The organism is Paenibacillus sp. FSL E2-0190, assembly GCF_037992965.1.
GTDB lineage: Bacteria > Bacillota > Bacilli > Paenibacillales > Paenibacillaceae > Paenibacillus_AQ > Paenibacillus_AQ odorifer.
On sequence record NZ_CP150306.1, the window covers coordinates 2,243,791 to 2,265,129 of the forward strand.

A 21,339-nucleotide genomic window follows, 5' to 3' on the forward strand; every position below is an offset into this window, starting at 1 on the left:
TTAAGGTGTGCATATCAGCTATAATGTAGTTGAGGTGAAGACATCATGCCGGAATTACCGGAAGTAGAGACAGTCAAGAGAACACTTAATGAGTTAGTTAATGGAAAGCAGATAGAGAATGTAACCGTCCGGTTGGCGCGGATTATTCAGCGTCCGGATGATATTCAGGCTTTTGCCCACCTGCTGGCAGGTCATAGCATTGTAAAAGTTGAACGAAGAGGAAAGTTTTTGCGTATTGTGCTGGATGGTCTGGTGCTTGTGTCACATTTACGGATGGAAGGCCGTTACGGACTTTTTTCAAATGATGACCCACTGGACAAGCATACACATGTGATTTTTCATTTTACGGATGGAACTGAGCTGCGTTACACGGATGTTCGCCAGTTCGGGACGATGCATCTTTTTCAGATGGGAGAAGATCTTCAGCTGCCGCCTTTAAATAAGCTGGGGCAGGAGCCGCTGGAGCCTTCTTTTACACCGGAGAGGTTTAAGCAGATCGTGTCCGGTAAAAGCACCAAAATTAAATCGCTGCTGCTTAATCAGGAATATATCGTCGGCATCGGCAATATTTATGTAGATGAGTCGTTGCACCGTGCGGGTATCCATCCTGAAGACAGCGCCAAAGCGCTCACGGACAATCAATTGGACAAGCTGCATCATGCAATTGTAAGCACGCTGGCCGAAGCGGTTAACGCCGGAGGTTCATCTGTTAAGTCATATGTTAATGGCCAAGGTGAGAGCGGTACGTATCAGCAGCAGCTATTGATTTACGGTCGTAAAGATCAGCCGTGTAGTAACTGCGGAACGATGATTGAGAAGACGGTTGTAGGCGGTCGTGGCACGCATTATTGTCCAAATTGCCAGCGTCCGACTGTTCACTGAATTTGTTGAAATAATAAGGTTGGCACCCACTACTTGTCCCGCCCATATACTGTGTGAAGAATGCTTAATAGAGAACGGAAGCTGAAACGATAAAATTTCAGTTTTCCGGTTCTTCACAGGAGGGATTGCGGGTGCTCAGCCCATTATTTTCACTGCTATTGCTAGCGTTTGCCTTGAGTTTGGATGGTTTTGGTGTAGGAATTACATATGGGCTGCGTAAAATGAAAATACCACTGCTCTCCGTTCTGATTATCTCGCTCTGTTCGGGGGTAGTTATCTGTGTATCGATGCAGGTTGGGGTTTTGCTTGCCAAGGTAGTGTCTCCGAATGCAGCTTCTATAGTTGGTGCGGTTATACTTGTGCTAATGGGATGCTGGTCGCTTGTTCAGATGCTGATGCAGAAAGAGAAAGATGCAGATGGCGGACGTAAAGCTGAAACGGTAGATAAGGGCTCATTATCCGAGCAGGCTTGGGCAGAGGTAGCTGCTGATTCTGAAGCGGGTACAGAACCTGTTATGAATGATGAACCGTTGAAATCAGCTGTTTTTTCACTTGAGCTTCGCCGTTTGGGGATTGTAGTACAGATCTTGCGTACCCCGTCTTCTGCGGATATGGATGCCTCAGGAAGCATCTCTTCGATGGAAGCGATGATACTGGGGATTGCGCTCTCTCTGGATGCTTTTGGGGCTGGACTTGGCGCAGCGCTGCTTGGCTTCAATCCGATATGGACATCACTTACAATAGCTTTGTTTAGTGGTACATTTCTATTGCTGGGTATGAAGACTGGACTTAGATTTGCCGGGAACTACTGGATGAAGCATGCTGCCGCATTACCAGCGTTATTATTAATTGCAATGGGAATACTGAAGCTATTATGAGGTGAGTACATGATTATAGGCTTAACCGGAGGAATCGCATCCGGAAAAAGCACAGTGTCTGCACTGCTTGTGAACAAGGGAGCGAGGCTGGTTGATGCCGATGTGATCGCCAGAGAAGTTATGCTTCCCGGGCATGAAGTGTTGGCGGCTGCTGCTAAGCAATTCGGAAAAGAGATCCTTTTTCCGGATGGAACACTGAATAGGGCCAAATTAGGTGAAATCGTCTTTCAAGATCCTGTGGCCCTGCAAACCTTGAACAATTTGACGCATCCTGCTATCCGGCAGGAAATCAAAGACCGTATGTACAGCATGGAGCAGGAAGAGCCGAAGCGGCTTATTATTGTGGATATTCCGCTTCTTTTTGAATCAGGGCTTGAGACCCTGTTCCATGAGATTGTAGTAGTCTACGTTCCCCGTGAAATGCAAATTGCTCGATTAATGGAACGTAATAGGCTCTCTTTAGAAGAAGCAGAAGCGCGATTGAATGCACAGATGGATATTGAGCAGAAACGTAATAAAGCGGACTACATCATCGACAACAGTGGCGATCTTGCGTACACTGAGCAACAGGTTGCTGTGTTTTGGGACAGGCTGGGTTTATCATGAAATGGCTACGTAAAAAAAGAGTACTGCTTCTGCTATTTGTGGGTTTTACGGCAATATTGTTTCTGAGTACTAACTGGATGTCGTGGTTTTATCCCATCCATTTTAAAGATGAGATTCGCAAGCACAGCATCACTTATGAGATAGACCCGTTTCTTGTAACCGCGATTATTCGTGTAGAAACGAACTTCAAAACTGGACGAGAATCCAAAAAAGGCGCACTAGGGCTGATGCAGCTTATGCCGGATACCGCGAAGTGGGCGCTGGAAAAGGCCAAGCTTCCAAACGTATCTATGGAAGAACTCAAGCATGAGCCTTCGGCTAATATTGAACTGGGTACATGGTATCTTTCAACTTTATCCCGTCAGTTCGAAGGTAAACGTACAGCAATTATCGCAGCCTATAATGCTGGACCCGGAAAAGTTCAACGCTGGTTGGACGAAGGGATCTGGGATGGGACAGATGCAACCATTAAAGATATTCCCATTGGTGAAACCAGGCATTATGTACAGCGCGTTAATTATTACTATGATCAGTACACGGACATTTACAAAGAATTTTAATTTCTACCGTGTTATGTATAAAAAGAAGTATTAAACGACCTGTAGGTCGTTTAATACTTCTTCAAAAAGCTTATGTTGGTCAGGTTATTTGTATTGACCTGCCAGTTGTTGTTCTGCCAGGGTTACAAGACGTTTAGTGATGTAACCACCGATCGAACCATTTTCATAAGAAGTTTTATTGCCTTGGTAACCATCTGGGGAAAGCGTGATTCCTAGTTCTTGGGCAACTTCGTATTTAAGTTGTTCCAAGGCACCGCGGGAATTTGGAGCTACAAGGTTATTGGAGTTGTTGCTTTGGCTCATTGCTGTTCACCTCCTCTGTTGGTAACTGTATTATGTGCCGGACTTGCCATTATCATTACAAGAAAAAAACGGTGATTTCTGGAAATAATAAAAAAGCCGTTCAAAAGCCGGATTTATAACGTTCCGGGACCAAACCATTATGTATTAGGAAGTGATGAAGCTTATGAAATGCCCTTACTGTGATCACACAAATACTAAAGTGCTGGACTCGCGACCAGCGAATGAAAATAAGTCAATCCGTCGTAGGCGTGAATGTGAGCGTTGCAGCAAACGTTTCACTACTTTTGAAATGATTGAAGAAACGCCACTGATTGTAATTAAAAAAGACGGCAGCCGTGAGGAATTCAGTCGTGATAAAATACTCCGCGGTCTCATCCGTGCTTGTGAGAAACGGCCGGTTTCTGTGGAACGTCTAGAAAAGATCGTGTCCGAGGTTGAGAAATCTTTGCGCGGCATCGCCGTTGCGGAAGTGGAAAGCCAACAGATTGGTGAATTCGTGATGGAGCAGCTCTACCCAGTAGATGAAGTGGCTTACGTTCGTTTTGCGTCCGTATATCGCCAGTTCAAGGATATTAATATGTTCATGAAGGAACTCAAGGGGCTGCTATCCAAGAGTACGGGAGAATTAGAGGGATTATAGGGTTTTGTCCAGTTAGGGCGTTACAGCCAATCCTAGGGTCTGTTAGGAGTGCTTGTACTGGTTTGTTTCCTCTGAGTTTTGAGCGGGGAATTTGATTGGAAAAATGAATTTTAAAAAAAGTGTTGACATAGAGGGCGATTTTTTATATTATATAGAAGTCGCCTACGACGCTTGAGTTTATCGGAACAACTCAATTACGACCAAACTAAAATTAAAAAATGTGTGATTACATATATCTGAAATTTCAGTTTGGGGCCATAGCTCAGCTGGGAGAGCGCATCGCTGGCAGCGATGAGGTCAGGGGTTCGATCCCCCTTGGCTCCACCAAACATCATATGGACTCTTAGCTCAGTTGGTAGAGCAGTAGACTCTTAATCTATTTGTCCAGGGTTCGAGCCCCTGAGAGTCCATCCTAAAGAAACGGCAGAAATGCCGTTTTTTTGTTGTTTTATGCGATTTTTGCAGTTCCGGATGAATAAGGATCAATTACTGAATTGAAAACATGAAGTGGATAAAGCAAACTAAAGTGGCGGAAATACCCTTTTGGTTTGCTTTTATTGTTACTTCAATTGTTGTTAAGTTGATTGAAAAAAAGCGTTGGGGACGAATTGGGGACGAAATATTTAATTAGCTGTTTAACACAGTCTCAATTGGAGAGGATGAATAATACAATCCTCTAAGGGAGGCAGGTAAATGGCGAGTATTGAAAAACGGGGTAAAAATTCATTTAGGCTTGTTGTCGAAGCGGGATATGATGCACGTGGTAAAAGAATTAGACGGACGAAATCCATAAAAGCTAATGGCATTAGAGAAGCTGAAAAAGAACTAGTTAAGTTCCAAACTGAAGCTGAAACTGGTGAATATATAGCTCCTGAAAAGATGACTTTTTCTTCATTCCTTGAAGAATGGAGAGAAAAATACGGAAATAAACATCTAGAGATGAAACGTTTGAAGGATCCTTCAGTCTGACATATTATTCATTCGGCTTTTCTAGTAATCCTGGTGTTATTACACAGGGGCCATCTAAAGTAATTATTGGAAATGCTTCGGTACTGGGAGAATCACCAGAAACGGAGAAGTGGTAAGTATTTTTACAAAAGGATATAAGTAAGATCCAGCTGAGCCTAACACTACACGTAATATTAGTTTTAACTATAAAATAAATAGATTATCTAGCAATAGAGAAGGCAATTTTTATTTTTAGCTAGAAGATAAGTAGCGTATTTATTTGGAGATAAAGGCTTCACACCGTAGACGGAAGAATTCGAAAAATTAATAAATAAGTCCATAAGTATTACTCTACATATTATTTAATAGGGGGGATTCATTTCGGAGGTTCAATGTTGAACTCTAAGGGTCTGTCAATAATTTTGTGTAAACTCTTTAAAGCCTAGGTTCCCCCGAGGGGGAAGTTGCAAATCTACCGCAAGTGTTGACCGACCCGATCAGGAAAAAAGACTGACAACTGGAGCAGTATTTGCCCGCAGTTTTGGAAACGGCCTGTCCATTTCCGAGTGACATCGACAGTGACTAAATAGAGCATCTTCAGCAAGGCCTCATCCGTAGGAAAGATGCTTTTTCCCTTCGTTACTTTGCAAAGCTGGCGATGGTAACACTCGATCATATTGGTGGTATAGATGAGTTTACGGATCTCAGGCGGGTACTTAAAAAAGGTAGCAAGTTCGTCCCAATTTGTTCGCCAGGAACGGATAATTAGTGGATACTTTGCTCCCCAAACTTCCTCCAAACGGTCAAGCTCAAGCAAGGCTCCTTCTTCCGTAGCTGCCTTGTAAATGAGTTTTAAATCGGCAGTAACTTTCTTTATGTCCTTGTACGACACGTACCGAGTAGAACTGCGGATTTGGTGAATAATGCACTTTTGGATTTCAGTTTGGGGATAACAGGCGGCAATGGCTTGAGAGAACCCAGACAGGTTATCCACGCAAATAATGAGGATATCTTGTACTCCGCGATTCTTGAGTTCATTCAGCACGCTGAGTCAGAACTTGGAGGACTCATTCTCACCCACCCACATGCCTAGAACATCCTTGTTTCCATCCAGATTGATACCAATGACCATGTAGGCAGCCTTGTTGACAATGGCTCCATCCTGCTTGACCTTGAAGTGGATCGCATCCAGATAGACAATGGCATATACACCTTGCAGTGGCCGATTCTGCCATTCTTTGATGAGGGGAACAATCTTATTGGTGACATTGGAAATAAGTGTAGGAGAGAATTCAATACCGTACATCTGCCCAGGTGGTCTTAAATTTCTCTGTGCTGATCCCTTTGGCGTATAGCGCAATGATTTGCTCCTCGATGCCCGTTACGTTCGATTGATGCTTCTTGACGACAAGTGGCTCAAATTCGCCCAGACGGTCACGAGGGATGGCGATTTCCTGTTCGCCGTACTCGCTGACTACCGTTTTACGGATCTTTCCGTTGCGACTGTTTGGAGTGAGCTTCGCCTTCACTTCATGCTTTCCGTAGCCCAAATGAGTATCCATCTCGGCTTCCAGCATCTCCTGAATCGTTTCAGTAAATAGAACTTTTAGAGCATTCTACGCATCCTGTGCGCTTACCAAATTGTTTTCCTTAATAAATTCCCGTAACTGCTGTTTTGTCCAAAGTCCCATGTGTTCTCCCCAACCTTTCTCTTAATTCCATTTTAATGGGTTTGAGAGTTTCCACAATATATTTTACAGACTCATTTAGTCTTCTCCAGTCTTAGACATGATTTTTTTGTATTAAACAATATATACACAGAAAGAACCTTGTGGAACTTGCCGCTAAGGTTCTTTTTGTTATTTCTCTGGAGTAGTTAGATTAATTTCAAAGCTTTTATTTTAATTGTGACCAATTTATTACGCATTCGACAAAACGAGTTGTGTTTCGACAAAATACAACCGTTCTCAACGTTGAGCCTGTCCCTTATGATGGGTGAGGAAGTTCTTGGAGAAAAGAAAGTGTGGGAAATACATTGCTGAGCAGTAAGCCAAAGATAACATTTTATTTAATATTATTGATCATTTCGTCACTATTCCTTACTAACTCTATAGCTCTCGGTGCGGGAGGTAGGACGTATTATTACGATACTAACGGGAGATTAGTAAACGAAGATTTGCACTCCAATGAGATTATTGAATATCAGTATGATCTAAACGGAAATGTCCAACGGAAGTTTAGAAGTATTAATATGCTGGTAAATCCGAATTTTGAATTGAATGCTAATAGAGCCACGGAAATAGCCAGTGGTTGGGACAAATAGAGCGATACCGGTAGTGCAAAATTTGAAGTGATCCCGGCGACAGTAGTATCTAAGAGTATTGCACAGAAGATTTCAGCATCAGGAATGAAGGTTGGTACCGCAGCGTGGCTATTTCAGGATGTTACTGTTAAAGGAAACTTGCCTGTTCTGTTAAATGGAGATGTCAGTATCGAGAGTATTAACAAAGCCAAGGTATCCTTATGTGTCCAATATTTTGATGCAGCAAATACATTACTCTCTCAAAAAACAGTTGATTACCCTTCGGGATATTTAAATAATTATATGACTTTATCCTTGACGGATACAACACCTGCCAAAACGGTTCGGGCCAGAGTGCATGTTGGGATCAGGACAGAGGAAGGGGGAGCAAGCGGTGCTTTTTATGTAGACAACATGGCCTTCAGATATGATACCGCAGGCAATCTATTAAATAATCCTAGCTTTGAAAATAATCTATCCGCCCAAAAGGAAATGGCTGAAAGCTGGTCGCGATGGTCAGATTCTGGGGGAAGTGTGTTACAAGTAGTCTCTTCGCCGGTGACTTCAGGTGTGAGAGCACAAAAATTGGCAACTCCAAACATGAAGACTGGAGGTGCCAGTTGGTTATTTCAAGATGTAGTCACTCAACCCAATGTCCCCATCTCAGCAATCGGTAGACTATCCTGCAGGGATACTCAAAAAGTATATGACGTTAGCTCTAAATACAATAACGCCATCGGATGCGGTTAGAGCCAGAGTGCATGTTGGGATTCAAGCCATTGCTGAGGGAGGCAACGGGGCCATTTATGTTGATCATATGGCTTTAAGTCATGATCCTCAAAGGAACATGTTATCTAACCCAAGCTTTGATACTATTTCAACTGCAAATGTTGGTATCGCAGACAGCTGGCAGACGTGGTCTGACACCGGGAATCATACTTTTCAAGTTTTGTCCCCTCTTCAAACAGTAAATACCTACGGGCAAAAATTCTCTAGCGTGAATATGAAGAGGGAGAAGTATGGAGCAGCATGGCTACTGCAAGATGTTGTGGTAAGCGGAAATAAGTTAGTCGAGTTCAAAGGAAATATTTTAGTCGAGAGTGTGGTGCAGACAAAAGTTTCTTTATGCATACAGTTCTTCGATCGTAATGATGCTTTACTCTCAGAGAAGTATGTTGACTACCCTGTGGGAGTGCTACAGAAATTCTCTACGCTGTCATTAACAGAAAGAACTCCCTCCAACGCTGTTAGTGCAAGGGTCCATGTGGGATTACAAGCAACTGTAGCGGGCGGGAGCGGGACCTTTTATGTGAATCAAATGATATTAAAATATAGTGAATAATGGAGCGTGCAATTTCTTGTGTATGAAAACATTGAACCTTGTAAAGAAGATATGCCTCCTGTCTATCCTGGTCTTAGGAGTTGCAGCTTCCTCTGCCATTGCTGAGGCATCCAGTACGAACCACATTGTGATTGATGCCGGCGGCTCATCTCCGCATCGCATATACTCCTATAATCAAGGGCGTCTGGAAACAGAAATTCTGCCGGATCGCTCAATGATTCAATATACATATGATGCTAACGGGAATCTGATTAAGCGCAGCCGGATGAATTCATCCGGGCCTTATATCTTCGATCTCTCCTCAGTATCCTATGATATCTATATCCGCGGGCTTCAGCCCGGTGTTCAGCAAGTTCATTTTCCAACATGGACCGCGAGGAACGACCAGGATGATATCGAGTGGATTGTCGGAGAAAAACTTGCTGATGGGGTATGGAAGGGAACTGTAGTTTTCAACAAACATGGTGGAGAGGCAGGCACCTATATCACCCATATTTACGCAGATATGAAAATTGTGGGTGATCTCGTTGCTAACGTTCAGAACAATGGAGTGTTGGTCACAGCACCAACACAAGCATCGCTGGCTGAAGGTTTCTATACTGTGCAGGCTAGTGGTATACCCGAGAGTGTCAAAGAGGTGCGCTTCCCAACATGGACAGACTATATGGGACAAGACGACTTAGTCAATCCCTGGATAACTGGCGAAAGACTTGCCGACGGATCTTGGAGAATCCGGATTCCGTTTAGTAACCATAACTTCGAAACCGGAATTTATAATACACATATTTATACGTTTGACCGGTATGGGAACAAGGCTGGAGTTAGCAATAGAGTAGTCAATGTGGTAGGTGGAGCTGGAGGGTCTAAGGAGACCGATCTGTCCGGTGTTTCGTATGACGTATTCATCTATGGGGTAGACCTGTCCATCCAGAGTGTACAATTCCCGACATGGACGGCTAGTAATAATCAGGATGATATTGAGTGGATTGAAGGCGTAAAAGTCGGAAACGGCGTATGGAAAGCAACGGTTGTGTACGCCAAACACAATTCGGAGACAGGCAGGTATATCACACATATCTATTCCAGCGGCAAGTTCCTGGGAGGATGGGAATTTGATGTGACGAATTCACAAATATTGAAAGCACCGGCAACTACAAAGATCGGTGAGGGTTACTATGAAGTCTCTATTGACGGAATACCGGCTAACGTAACCCGCGTTGAATTCCCGACATGGACGAATCATAACGGCCAAGATGATCTCATTTGGTATCAAGGCGAACGCGAGAGTGCATCTAAATGGAAGATCCGAATTCCTTTTGCCAACCATGGTAATGAAACGGGAAGCTACAACACTCACTTGTATGCTCACGATGGTTATGGCAATAGCCGGCCTGTTGGAGGAGTGACGGTGAATGTTACGCGTTAGTGAAAAGATAAAGTGTGAGGAGAAGTGGAAATCTTGAAGGTTCAAATGAACATAAAAACTATAATTGTTGTCTTTATATTCTTGCTTCTTATAGTAAAACCAACGCAGGGTTCAGCGGCCTCAATAGATGAAGTGTTTAAGATCGTTGATAGAGGCGGAACCGTATACAACTACGATCCATCTAGGAGATTAACGGAGAATCGAACCCGTGATGCGGTTGTCACAAACAAATATGACTTGAATGGTAACCTGGTAACCCGAAAGTCGGTGGCGAGAAGCCTGACACAGTGGCAGTTGGGAAACGGACTCGGCTCCAATATTCAATTCGTCAATGATGTGAATGGTGATGGGAAGGCGGATGCAGTTCTCTTTTTTAAGGAACCGGGAACGTGGTATGTCTCAATATCAAATGATCAAGGAATTAAAGGTTACCAGAGATGGATTACCGGCCACGGCGTGGGATCGGATGCTCAGCTTCTGGCGGATGTGAATGGGGATGGTAAAGCCGATGCTGTTATCGTAAATTACGGAAGCTGGTATGTGGCATTGTCCAATGGAAGCGGGTTTGATGGTTATAAATTGTGGGTATCCGGGCATGGAGTCGGAGCCAGCGGCCTATTCTTGGCTGATGTGAACGGAGACGGTAAAGCGGATGCGGTAATCGAAAATAGCGGAAACTGGTATGTTGCGCTCTCTACGGGTCAAGGATTTCAAGCCTACAGTAGATGGGTTACAGGATTTGGTGCAGGAGCCTCCAAAGAGTTCTTAGCTGATGTCAATGGTGATGGGAAAGCAGACGCTGCTGTTTTCGATGAGCAGGACGGTTCTTGGTACATAGCATTATCCAATGGCAAGGGCTACGAAGGGTACAAAAAGTGGATTGAAGGCCATGGCGTTGGTTCAGCAGATCAGCTTCTGGCTGATGTAAATGGGGATGGCAAAGCGGATGCCGTGATTGTCAATAACGGGAATTGGTATGTAGCTTTGTCAGGAGGTAGTTTCTTTAAAGCGTATGATAAATGGTCGATAGAAGGTGCCGTGGGAAGAAACGCGTATTGGTTAGCTGATATTAATGGGGATCGCAAAGCAGATGTTGTTCACTACAGTGAAGAGAGCGGAGAATGGAGTACATCATTATCTAATGGTCAGAGCTTCCAAAGTTATAAGCAATGGTCACTGGAAGGCGGATCAGAGATTTTCTCTCAATTTACATCTGACGTGAACGGTGATGGGAAGGCGGATGCAGTTCTCTTCATTAAGGATACGGGAACGTGGTATGTCGCTCTGTCGAATGGTCAAGGAATTAAGGGTTACCAGAGATGGGTTACCGGCCACGGCGTGGGATCGGATGCTCAGCTTCTGGCTGATGTGAACGGGGATGGTAAAGCCGATGCTGTTATCGTAAATTACGGAAGCTGGTATGTGGCATTGTCCAATGGAAGCGGGTTTGATGGTTATAAATTGTGGGTATCAGGGCATGGAGTCGGGGCCAGCGGCTTATTCTTGGCTGATGTGAACGGAGACGGTAAAGCGGATGCGGTTATCGAAAATAGCGGAAACTGGTATGTTGCACTCTCTACGGGTCAAGGATTTCAGGCCTACAGTAGATGGGTTACAGGATTTGGTGCAGGAGCCTCCAAAGAGTTCTTAGGTGATGTAAATGGTGATGGGAAAGCAGACGCTGCTGTTTTTTATGAACAGCAAGGCTCTTGGTACATAGCGTTATCCAATGGAAAGGGTTTCGAAGGGTACAAAAAGTGGATTGAGGGCCACGGCGTTGGTTCAGCAGATGAGCTTCTGGCCGACGTAAATAGTGATGGCAAAGCGGATGCTGTAATAATCAATAACGGAAATTGGTATGCAGCAGCATCAAATGGAAGTAGTTTTGCAGGTTATGAACCTTGGATTACGGGATTTGGTGGTGTCGGTTCAAAGTTGTACCGTTTAGCAGACATTGATGGAGATCGTCGTTTGGAAGCAATAGTAATTACTACCGATGACTCTTGGTATGTGTGGGATTATTTATCTGGCTCTAATTGACTAAAAGAAAATGGGTATGAATAAGGAGCGGTTATGTTCTATGACCTTCACTATAAAAAAGAAAATAATATATGTTCTTACCTTATATCTAGTCTTCAATTTAATTACTACGTTTAATTCCAATTATATTGCGGCGGATGCAAGCATCAGTTCAGACAATTTAGTTAAAAACTCTGGTTTTGAAATAACCACTAATGGCAATAGCATAGCTGATAACTGGGTCTCACATGGCATAGGGAATTTTGAAGTTACCAGCTTAAAGGTCTCTGGAGGAAGCAAAGCGCAGAAGGTTTCCATGAGTAATTTGCCGACTAATCATTTTGCTGGTGTGAGCCAAACCTTATCGGTGAAAGCTGGGCAACCGTATAATATGAACGGACGATTTTATATTGAAAGCATCTCCAATGCTAGAGTGCAATTATACGCAGATTTTTATAATGAGGGGGTTTTTGTGGATTGTAAGATTTTTGACTTGCCTAACCAGGCGACAGGACAATTCATTACTCTAGGCGGAACTGGCAGTGTGCCGGAGGCCACATCCGTTGTCATTTATGCATTGATTCGTTCTAGTTCTGATGTCAATTCCGGTGCTTTTATTACGGATAATATCTCTTTTCAATACACCAATGACACGAATCTGATTGTTAATTCTGACTATGAGAACTTTTCAAACACACCTGCTAATTCAGACGATTGGGATTATACGACCTTGTATAACCCGGCATTTAGTTCTGTTGCCTATCCTTCGTTAAGTGGAGCAAGAGCCCAGAAAATGAAAGTCTTGTCTCTCCCGATTAATGGATATGCAGGCATCCTGCAAAAAATCAAGGTCGATCCGGGTAAGTCTTTCCAAGCAAGCGGGGCATTGTTAATAGAAAGTCTATCGAGTGCCAAGGCTCAAATTTATATTGATTTTATGAGTTCCTCTGGCAATTATACGGGGACGACTATTCTCGAATATGCTAAACCGACCAATGGAACATACATGACATTATCGGATACAGGTCAAATTCCTAAGGATACAACTTATGCTGTTATATATGTAATCATTCAAGGCACAGGGAACAATGGTTCAGGAACCATGTATGTAGATTCCTTGGATTTTCATTATACGAAAGAAGCCAATTTGTTTAATAACGGGAACTTCGAAGCACCTGGATCTAACGGTCTGGGAAGTGGTGGTTGCCCAATTACGGGAATGATAACCATACATATAAACTAGTTTCGGAAAGCTATGGGAATACCGTTCAGCAAATCGATGCATCGGATATAAAAGCTAATGATTATGTTGGAATCAGTCAGATGCTAAAAGTTGTACCTGCTAAAAAGTATACGATGAGCGACAGATTAAAGGTGGATCGTATCACCAATGCCAAAGTACAGCTGTATGCGGATTTTTTTACAAGCTCAGGTGCATTTATTAGTGCGAACATCGTAGAATTGCCTGCTACCACTCAAGGAGGATATACCATAATATCGAATACTGGAACATCACCTTCTAATGCGGATTATGCCCGTGTCTACGCCATTATACGTGCAACCAGTGGAGGCGGGACAGCAAGTGTATATTTAGATGATATGAGATTCAGTTATAGATCCAACTTATTGGATAACTCTGACTTTGAAGTAAGTAATTAAGGGGTTAAAACACCGCTGAATTGGACAATTCATAAGCCTTCAGGAGTAGAGGATGAAATTCGGCTGGTTGAGAATAGTCCGGCAAAGGATGTAACTACTAATTCTTATTCGGCAGCGGGACGTTTGCTAAACCAGACACTTATAAAAGGAACCCAGACATATAATATTTCTTACAAATATGATCTGAACGGAAACTTGACGAAGAAAACAACGGCAATGGGAACGCTAGAGGCATTTCATGATCAAAAGTCTTTGGAAGTCAGGGGATTCGAAATTCCGGCTAATCAATTTGTTGGCGTCTCTCAGTCTCTGCGTGTAATTCCTGATAAGTCTTATATGGTTTCAGGCAATATTAATATCAGCATGTTGTATCAATCCAGAGTGCAAATGTATATTGACTTTTATGCAATGGATGGGTCATTCGTCTCCAGCAGCATTAAAGATATAACCGAAGCTAGTGGAAAGTATACGTTACTGACCAATGAGGGAGTAATACCAAGTAAAGCTGTATTCGCAAATGTATATTTTCTGATCAGATCTGCAGGAGATTCTGGGGCAGGGATATTCTATCTTGATTCGGCTAGTTTTGATTATAGATGAAATAAGGAGTAAGGGGGGGATCACAATTGCACAAATCAATGGATGGGGGATGACTTATCAAAAAAATTGCATTAGTTGTTTTAGTATTTGCTTTATTTATTAACTCTCAGACTGCCATAGCAATGAAATACACTTATTCAAGAACAGGTGGGTTAAGTCTAATACGAATATCTGAGAGAAGTGTATGAATTTTCAGTATGATAACAACGGTAACTTAATTGGAAGGAAAAACCTAAATTGCAAACCATCAGAATACAAACTATTGAATGTGAATAGCAATAAGGCCCTTGATGTATACGCAGGAAATAGTGTGAACGGAACCAAGGTTCAAATAGAAACAGATAACGGAACAGATGCACAGCGGTGGTTGCTCTGCACAACCGAAAATAGCCTTTTTAAGCTGATTAATGTTAATAGTGGGAAGGCACTTGATGTAGCAGATGGAGGGACATCCAACGGAACGAGGGTTCGGATATGGAACGATAATGGAACTGAAGCTCAGAAATGGCAAGTAGTTGAACAAGGGGACGGTTCATATGAATTAATAAATATACATAGCAATAAAGCTCTCGACGTTGCAAATGGTGATACAGCGAATGGGACCCCTGTACAGATATGGGCCTCTAACGGAACAACTGCACAGAAGTGGCGACTCATTAAAGCGATAAGTAATGGAGCAGAATACAAAATATTAAATGCTGGTAATGGAAAAGCTTTGGATGTGACAGGGGGAAATACTGCTGACGGTACTCCTATACAGATATGGACCCATAACGACACCGCATCCCAATGATGGAGAGTTTATGATACTGGGGGCAATAACTATAAGTTAATCAGTGTGAATAGCGGCAAGGCGCTGGATGTGGATGGTGGAGGTACAACTAACGGTTCTGCTATTCAAATTTGGACGGATAACGTTACAACCGCTCAACAGTGGAAATTTAGAGAGAATGCAGACGGATCAATTAGTTTCATCAATGTGAACAGTAATAAATTGCTGGATATAACAAATGGAAATAATGAAAATGGTACCCGCCTACAGGTATATGAGGATAACGGAACTAGTTCGCAAAAGTGGAAAATGATTAAATAGATTAGGGACTACTTTAGATTCATTTTTATCAAGTAAGGGGTGTGGTTCAACTAAAAAGGATCTTCCTGCTGTCATTTCTTTTATTAACTATAGAGGCCAGTCATGCCTATTCTTCTCCACTTGAAAGGAACATTAATGGAGGTTTTGAGCAAGATTACAACAATAACCTTCCTGATTTATGTTTGCAGTAGGGGAGAGGAGAATGCTTATTTGGATGTTGATCAAGTTTCCCTCAATCGAATTGCAAACCCAATTACATGGAAAAAAGATATACCGGACCTAATGCGCTACTTATATGATGCTAACGGGAGACTTCTATATATGCTACTGACTAATGGTAAGATTGTCGAATTAAAATATGATAAAAATGGGTCACTGATTAAGAAAGCAGCATTATGATCATATTTTTGTAAGATTAATTAATACACGACAGGGGAGTTCTGGAGTGAAGTCTATCCAAAAAGAAAAATCACTGCTCATTTATATCCTATCATTGTCTATACTATTTAGTGGATTTCCTAACCTCGTCCAATGCTGCTTTCCTAGAAGTACTCTACTTAATCATGTGAATTGAAAACAATATTCAAGGAGGAAAGAAAAGTGAGAATTAACTTATTATTAAAAAGACTGTTCATTATCTTATTAAGTGTTTCAATATTATTACCGAATTATCCAGCAAACGCTGCGTATAGTAATGAAGAGAATACTATAATAGATAGTAATAATGAACTTACTCCTTCAACAGAGCTAACTGTTCAAGAGAACATTGAGAAACCAAGGGAGATACCTCAAGATCTTGTAGCTGTAGTGGGTAGTGTGTATGATCCTCAAATAACAGAAAGCATAGCTCAAATCGAAGCGTTTTCCCTTGAAAGAAAAGAGCTAAGAAAAGCTATGAAAAAAGGTCTAGGTTCTTTAGGGAGAGGAGATTTGACGAACAAAGAGATAGAAACTCTTGCTCTGAGTGGAGCCGGAATCGAGGATATTTACTGGATTAATATGCTCGTGAAAGATACGGAACTAAGTCCAATTGAGATTCTAAATGTTAAAATAAAAGATGAATACACATGGGAAGAAGTGGACTTTAAACTTCAAAATAAAGAGTTCGAATTATCTCTTTCGGTTAATGATGTTGTTTATAGGACTCATCCTGAAGTGAATAATTCCGAGAGATTAATAACTATATCTGAGGCAGTATATAAAGAGGAAATTTATGAAGGACAACTAGATCAAGGCCTTATAAAGCAAGAATATGCTACTTTTTCTGCTAGAGTTAACGGTGTATTTAATGGACTTTATAATCAGCAGCAGATCAATCAAACCAACAAACAACAGTATTCTGATCGTAGTCAATCCGGTGAACTGATAGATTCAAGCTCAGGATCGTTAACATGGAAGGAAAATGAAATTAGTCTTCCCGGTAGAGATGGACTAGATTTAAACGTTGGAATAATGTACAACTCTAACCAGTCATATGGCTACCAGAGAAGTGATGCTGTCTATGGAAACCTGAAAAAATTTAATTATCTGAATTCCCGTTACGACTTAGGGTTGGGCTGGTCCTTTCAATTCCCTTCCGTTCAACTGGAAGACGGATATATGTTTTATCATAATGGTCAAGGTGCAGTGTACCGGATTGATTTATACGCGAGTGATTCCTTAGGTAGCTATACTCACTTAGTTGGCTATCAAGGTAAGGATATGCAATTTATGCAGGACTCAGCTGGATCATACTCTAATGGTCAAGTTAGCTCGGCTTATTATTTGCAATACGCAGATAAAAAAAGAGAATATTTTGCGAGTGATGGCCGTTTACTCGGAATCGTAGATCGTTTTGGAAATGCTATCAAATTTGAGCATACAGATCGTCAGACCTATGATGGTGGGACACATAAAGTTATTTCTAGAATTACGGATAGTTTGCATAGAACAGTTAACTTTGCATATGAATCTACTCTAAATACGACGGATACATTTATAGGTGAGAAAATTGAGTTAACGGTTAACGGTCCAAATGGAAATGAAGTTGAGAAAGTTGCTTTTCTTAAGATGCGCATAGCTACCATATATAATGGTAACCCCGATGGTTACATGCCTTACTTATGGAGAATCACGAATCAAAACAATGAGATTACATACTTGACACACTCTTGGACAGAGACAGCACCTAAGTTTGACTTTAACTTAAAATATGTAAGTCAATATTCTGGTTACAATTTTTATACAAATCTAACTAAAGTGGAATATCCAAAATCAACTTCAGTTTATGAATATGAACTGACTACTCGAAATTTAGGCCCTTATGGATTTTGTGAAGAATTCAGAGTGACTTCAAGAAAAGATGTATTGAAAAATTCCTACAATTATATTAAGTATGAATATACGGGTGACTATACAGGGTTCCCTTCGTATCCTGATAGTAATTATTTACCGGAATCCTATACATTTTCATCTAGTTCTATTCTTCAAAGTACCTCAGCGACCAACAATCTATTAACTAAGACGACATTTAATGGTTTACAACAGAATATCTCAAAAGTTTCACAAGCCTTCAATGGAGAAAGAAAAGAAGAACGTTATTCAAATTTTCATCCAAGCTTCAAGTATCTCCCGACAAAAACAACTTACGCAGATTTTGCAGTAGGAGATAATGATAACACTGCAAATATGCTGTATTCGGAAACTTCATATACCGACTGGGGAGGCGTACAAAGTCAAACGCAGCCGTTAAGCTTAAGTCAGTTCAATGATTCGAGTACCAAGGCGAAGTATACAACCTCATTTGTGTATGAACCTAATTATCACTCTCTGGTCTCAAAATCTTGGTATCAGAATGAATCAACGAGTTTATCTGAGAGCTACGAGTACTACGATAACGGGCGGGTTAAAACGTATAGAAATCCTAAGAATGAAGTAACCACATATACTTATGAACCAGTTCCTACGGATGGAAGAAAAATCAGTAAGGTTACCGAAGAGAAGCCTATGCAGAATGGTTTAGTAGCCAGAGTAGCAACTATTTATGGTCCCGAAAGCAATTATGCGTATCCAACGGAACAAATTAGTTATTTTACTAATAGTTCAGCTAATGGAGACAAAATGACATCATTTATTCAGAAAAAGATGGCCTATGACATGGGATCGGGTAGAATGTCTGAGGAAACAGATGCTAATGGAAAGGCAACCAAGTACAAGTATGACAAGCTAGGCAGAGTCACGAGCATCACGTATCCAACAATAACGAATTTAAACGGAGAAAAGTATGATGTAGAAGATTTGTATACATATGCTAAGGCTTTTTTTTATACTAGTTTTGATTCGATTTTTGATGTCGAGAATCGAGGGATATACTATTTACAAGTGTCTTATAGTCGGAAATACACACAACGATCAAATAGTGCTGTCACCTATTTATCAAGACAAAGCACATACTATGACGGATTAGGTCTTCAACGATTGGAACAAATAATAGATACAGGTGCGATCACCCAGTATCATGTGGACGATTTGTCTAGAGCTGTCTATGTAAAAGATCCAGTAGATAATGTAACGACTGTGAAATATAATGCATGGGGAGAGCAGAGTGAGGCTTCAGATACCTATGGTAATTTGTATGTGAATGAGCGTAATCTGAAGCTCCGTAAAGTGACCAACTATGTTGTGGCTGCTTCAGGGGTTGAAGCCTATCGTGCGAATATAAATAATCCGAATTTGAAGAGCAGTTATGTAGAACAAACATACGATCAATGGGGCCGACTAGCATCTACTCAAGTATTTAAAGGGTGGCCGAATCAAAGTCAGCCGCTCTCGGAATTATATAGTTATGATATAGTTGGTAATAACGTTACGTATACTGATCCTAATAAAAATCTCAACAATGAAGGAGTGACGACAAAGTATACGTATGATGCGTTAAATCGCTTGAATTCTGTGAAAGACGCGTTAGGGCAAACTACTAGTTACCAGTATGATCGTAATGGACAGATTACAGAAACGACGATGCATAATAGCCAAACAGGAGCATCTATTAATTTAAAGAGCAAAACGTATAACGAATTAGGATTACTTAATGATAAAAAAGATGTTGCATTGCAAAATGAGAATCATTTGTATAATCAAATAGGGTTGCTTACACAAATGACAGATCGGAACGGAACGGTGTCCACTTATCAATATGATGAAAGAAATCAGCAAGTGAGTAGCCTGCTTACAGGATCCGGAGGAAATACACAACAAAGTAAGGGTATTTTGGGTAGTAATGGGATTAAAAGTGATACGATGGAGATCTATCTTAATGGGGTGAAAACAGCTTCACAAACGACAACGATAGATAATCTGAAGAGACTAACAAATTCGTCTTCTCAAGCAACAGGATATACAGCTTCAACAGGGTATGTTTATGATAAAGCGAATCGAACCACTCGCTTAATGGGTACACATAGTGGCGTAGGTAGTTTCTATACCAATTATCAATATAGCATGCAACGTTTGAATAAAGTTCAAGTCGATGGAAAATCTAGTCTTAATGATGCGGCAACAGTGAACGCAACCTATGGATATTTCCCAACTGGGCAAGTAAAAACCATTACCTATCCTACCTTGACTGATGGAACTACTTTAATAACGGAGTACACGTATGATGCTTTAAATCGTATATCGACGATGACAAATAAAAAAAGTTCATGGGTTCTTTCCTCCTACACCTATCTTTATGACAATAATGGTAACACAACTTCGGTAATTGAAGTGCTGAATAATGGGGCTGGAAAGACGACTTCCTATGAATATGATAAATTAAATCGTCTAACGAAGGTTGTACGTCCAGATGGAGGTGGGACAACAACCTATGTGTATGATTTGCAAGGAAATCGGCAGATTGAATCCAATACATCTTCCAATCAATCAGAGTTATCGAATACAAACTATACCTATGACCTGCAAAACACACTAACCAAAGTTATAAAAGATAGTAGTTCTACTACTATAGATTATCTGCCTAATGGATTAAGATACCAAAAAACGTCTGATGCTGTAAAAACACAATATAACTATAACGGGAACGGAGTAGTAATCTCTGAATCCAAGAGTAACGGAGAGAAAGCAAATTATATACGGGGAGACCGACTGTTAGTTAAGAAAGATGTCACCACAGTAAAGGACTACTATTATTTGTACAATGGTCATGGAGATGTGGTACAAATAGTCGATACTAATGGAACAGTAGTTAACTCTTATACTTATGATGTATGGGGGAATATTGTACATCAGACCGAAGGTATTTCTAATTCATTTAAATATGCTGGGGAAATCTACGATGAAGAGACAGGGCTTTACTATCTACGTGCGAGATATTATGATCCTAGTATTGGTCGTTTTATAAACGAAGATACATATGAGGGGCAGATTGATAATCCGCTAAGTTTGAATTTATACACTTATACGATAAATAACCCACTTAAGTTTATTGACCCATCTGGGCATAAACCAATTGTGGGTGACGGGATGATTATTGATAATAATCAGTACAAATACCTCGTAAAACTTGCTCAGAGTGGTAATTCTGGAGCAAAGTCATGGGCTGTTAATCAACTTTTGATAGGAGCATATTATAAGGAGAATACCTCATCTAGTAAAAGTGGGAGTGCAGTGACTCAAGAGGTCATTAAGAACACTGCTGGAGGAGTAGCAGATGCAGCGTTTGGTAAAGTTCTTTCAACGGTTCCAGATACTAAAAAAATCACCATTAGTATGCCTGGATTAGGACCAGCAGCTCAAGTTGAAGCAATCGTAGAACGTTCAGGTGTAAAAATGGTAAAAGGAGTCTCAAAGCTAGCGGGTCCAGCTTCGCTTGTGTTTACTGGTGTAGATCTTTATACAGATCTGACGACGTATAAAGATGCAGATAAATGGAAAGCCGCTGGTATTACTGTTCTTGCGGCTGGTACTGGAGTTGTTACATCTGTAGTAATAGCTACAGCTACAGCGCCAGTAATTGTGACTTTTGGCGCTGCTGTAGCTGTAGGTACTGCAATTGGAATGGCTGGATCGTATATAAAAGATCATTTTTTGGAAAAGAAATAG

Annotated in this window: 17 protein-coding genes, 2 tRNA genes and 2 pseudogenes; 19 read left to right on the forward strand and 2 right to left on the reverse strand. The window is 41.2% G+C overall.

Annotated features, from left to right (window positions below):
• Nucleotides 1-45: 45 nt before the first annotated feature.
• From mutM to NST25_RS09555, 4 genes are all read left to right on the forward strand, one after another.
• Complete coding sequence (mutM, locus tag NST25_RS09540; protein WP_076124923.1) at nt 46-882, forward strand: DNA-formamidopyrimidine glycosylase; 837 nt, start codon at nt 46-48, stop codon at nt 880-882.
• Between the two features lie 131 nt (nt 883-1,013).
• The gene (locus NST25_RS09545) at nt 1,014-1,760 is read left to right on the forward strand and encodes a manganese efflux pump (RefSeq protein WP_339172773.1); all 747 of its coding nucleotides are present in this window, start codon (nt 1,014-1,016) and stop codon (nt 1,758-1,760) included.
• A gap of 9 nt (nt 1,761-1,769) precedes the next feature.
• Nucleotides 1,770-2,366 carry a dephospho-CoA kinase gene (coaE, locus tag NST25_RS09550; protein ID WP_076220141.1) on the forward strand — a complete coding sequence of 199 codons (597 nt, stop codon included), beginning with the start codon at nt 1,770-1,772 and terminating at the stop codon, nt 2,364-2,366.
• Nucleotides 2,363-2,926, forward strand: coding sequence for a lytic transglycosylase domain-containing protein (locus NST25_RS09555; RefSeq protein ID WP_036678971.1), 564 nt, complete (start codon nt 2,363-2,365; stop codon nt 2,924-2,926). Before coaE ends, NST25_RS09555 begins: the two co-directional genes overlap by 4 nt.
• An 84-nt stretch (nt 2,927-3,010) precedes the next feature.
• On the opposite strand, the gene NST25_RS09560 is transcribed toward NST25_RS09555, so the two are convergent.
• Nucleotides 3,011-3,229 (reverse strand): alpha/beta-type small acid-soluble spore protein, encoded by a 219-nt coding sequence (locus tag NST25_RS09560; protein ID WP_036678974.1) that lies wholly within the window; start codon nt 3,227-3,229, stop codon nt 3,011-3,013.
• A gap of 163 nt (nt 3,230-3,392) precedes the next feature.
• Here NST25_RS09560 and nrdR point away from each other — a divergent pair, with 163 nt between their 5' ends.
• The 4 genes from nrdR to NST25_RS09580 all read left to right on the forward strand — a co-directional run bounded on the left by nrdR (nt 3,393) and on the right by NST25_RS09580 (nt 4,838).
• Nucleotides 3,393-3,869, forward strand: a complete 477-nt coding sequence (gene nrdR / locus NST25_RS09565) for a transcriptional regulator NrdR (RefSeq protein ID WP_036678976.1) — start codon at nt 3,393-3,395, stop codon at nt 3,867-3,869.
• Between the two features lie 251 nt (nt 3,870-4,120).
• Nucleotides 4,121-4,196 (forward strand) — tRNA-Ala (locus tag NST25_RS09570).
• 10 nt (nt 4,197-4,206) lie between these two features.
• A tRNA-Lys gene (locus NST25_RS09575) sits at nt 4,207-4,279 on the forward strand.
• A 283-nt stretch (nt 4,280-4,562) separates the two neighbouring features.
• A complete protein-coding gene (locus tag NST25_RS09580; RefSeq protein WP_339190340.1) occupies nt 4,563-4,838 on the forward strand; it encodes a hypothetical protein in 276 nt (91 codons plus the stop codon).
• Nucleotides 4,839-5,289: 451 nt separating this feature from the next.
• Here NST25_RS09580 and NST25_RS09585 read toward each other — a convergent pair.
• Nucleotides 5,290-6,508 (reverse strand): annotated as a pseudogene (locus NST25_RS09585) (IS256 family transposase).
• A gap of 659 nt (nt 6,509-7,167) precedes the next feature.
• Here NST25_RS09585 and NST25_RS09590 point away from each other — a divergent pair.
• The 11 genes and pseudogenes from NST25_RS09590 (at nt 7,168) to NST25_RS09640 (ending at nt 21,339) form a co-directional block, all read left to right on the forward strand.
• Nucleotides 7,168-7,869: a hypothetical protein gene (locus tag NST25_RS09590; RefSeq protein WP_340393859.1), complete on the forward strand. Its 702-nt coding sequence runs from the start codon at nt 7,168-7,170 to the stop codon at nt 7,867-7,869.
• Nucleotides 7,826-8,461, forward strand: coding sequence for a hypothetical protein (locus tag NST25_RS09595; RefSeq protein WP_339190344.1), 636 nt, complete (start codon nt 7,826-7,828; stop codon nt 8,459-8,461). The genes NST25_RS09590 and NST25_RS09595 overlap by 44 nt, the downstream gene beginning before the upstream one ends.
• Nucleotides 8,462-8,483: 22 nt before the next feature.
• Complete coding sequence (locus NST25_RS09600; protein ID WP_339190346.1) at nt 8,484-9,887, forward strand: GBS Bsp-like repeat-containing protein; 1,404 nt, start codon at nt 8,484-8,486, stop codon at nt 9,885-9,887.
• 33 nt (nt 9,888-9,920) lie between these two features.
• Nucleotides 9,921-11,927 carry a VCBS repeat-containing protein gene (locus NST25_RS09605; protein WP_339190347.1) on the forward strand — a complete coding sequence of 669 codons (2,007 nt, stop codon included), beginning with the start codon at nt 9,921-9,923 and terminating at the stop codon, nt 11,925-11,927.
• 40 nt (nt 11,928-11,967) lie between these two features.
• Nucleotides 11,968-13,149 carry a hypothetical protein gene (locus tag NST25_RS09610; RefSeq protein WP_339190349.1) on the forward strand — a complete coding sequence of 394 codons (1,182 nt, stop codon included), beginning with the start codon at nt 11,968-11,970 and terminating at the stop codon, nt 13,147-13,149.
• Nucleotides 13,110-13,565, forward strand: a complete 456-nt coding sequence (locus NST25_RS09615) for a hypothetical protein (RefSeq protein WP_339190350.1) — start codon at nt 13,110-13,112, stop codon at nt 13,563-13,565. Before NST25_RS09610 ends, NST25_RS09615 begins: the two co-directional genes overlap by 40 nt.
• A 63-nt stretch (nt 13,566-13,628) precedes the next feature.
• Entirely contained in the window at nt 13,629-14,165 is a 537-nt protein-coding gene (locus NST25_RS09620) for an RHS repeat domain-containing protein (protein ID WP_339191155.1), read from the forward strand.
• Between the two features lie 184 nt (nt 14,166-14,349).
• Nucleotides 14,350-14,958, forward strand: coding sequence for an RICIN domain-containing protein (locus NST25_RS09625; RefSeq protein WP_339190352.1), 609 nt, complete (start codon nt 14,350-14,352; stop codon nt 14,956-14,958).
• 12 nt (nt 14,959-14,970) lie between these two features.
• Nucleotides 14,971-15,258 (forward strand): annotated as a pseudogene (locus tag NST25_RS09630) (RICIN domain-containing protein); the annotation flags it as partial.
• 210 nt (nt 15,259-15,468) lie between these two features.
• Nucleotides 15,469-15,657, forward strand: coding sequence for a hypothetical protein (locus NST25_RS09635; protein ID WP_340393861.1), 189 nt, complete (start codon nt 15,469-15,471; stop codon nt 15,655-15,657).
• Between the two features lie 201 nt (nt 15,658-15,858).
• Nucleotides 15,859-21,339, forward strand: coding sequence for an RHS repeat-associated core domain-containing protein (locus NST25_RS09640; RefSeq protein WP_339190355.1), 5,481 nt, complete (start codon nt 15,859-15,861; stop codon nt 21,337-21,339).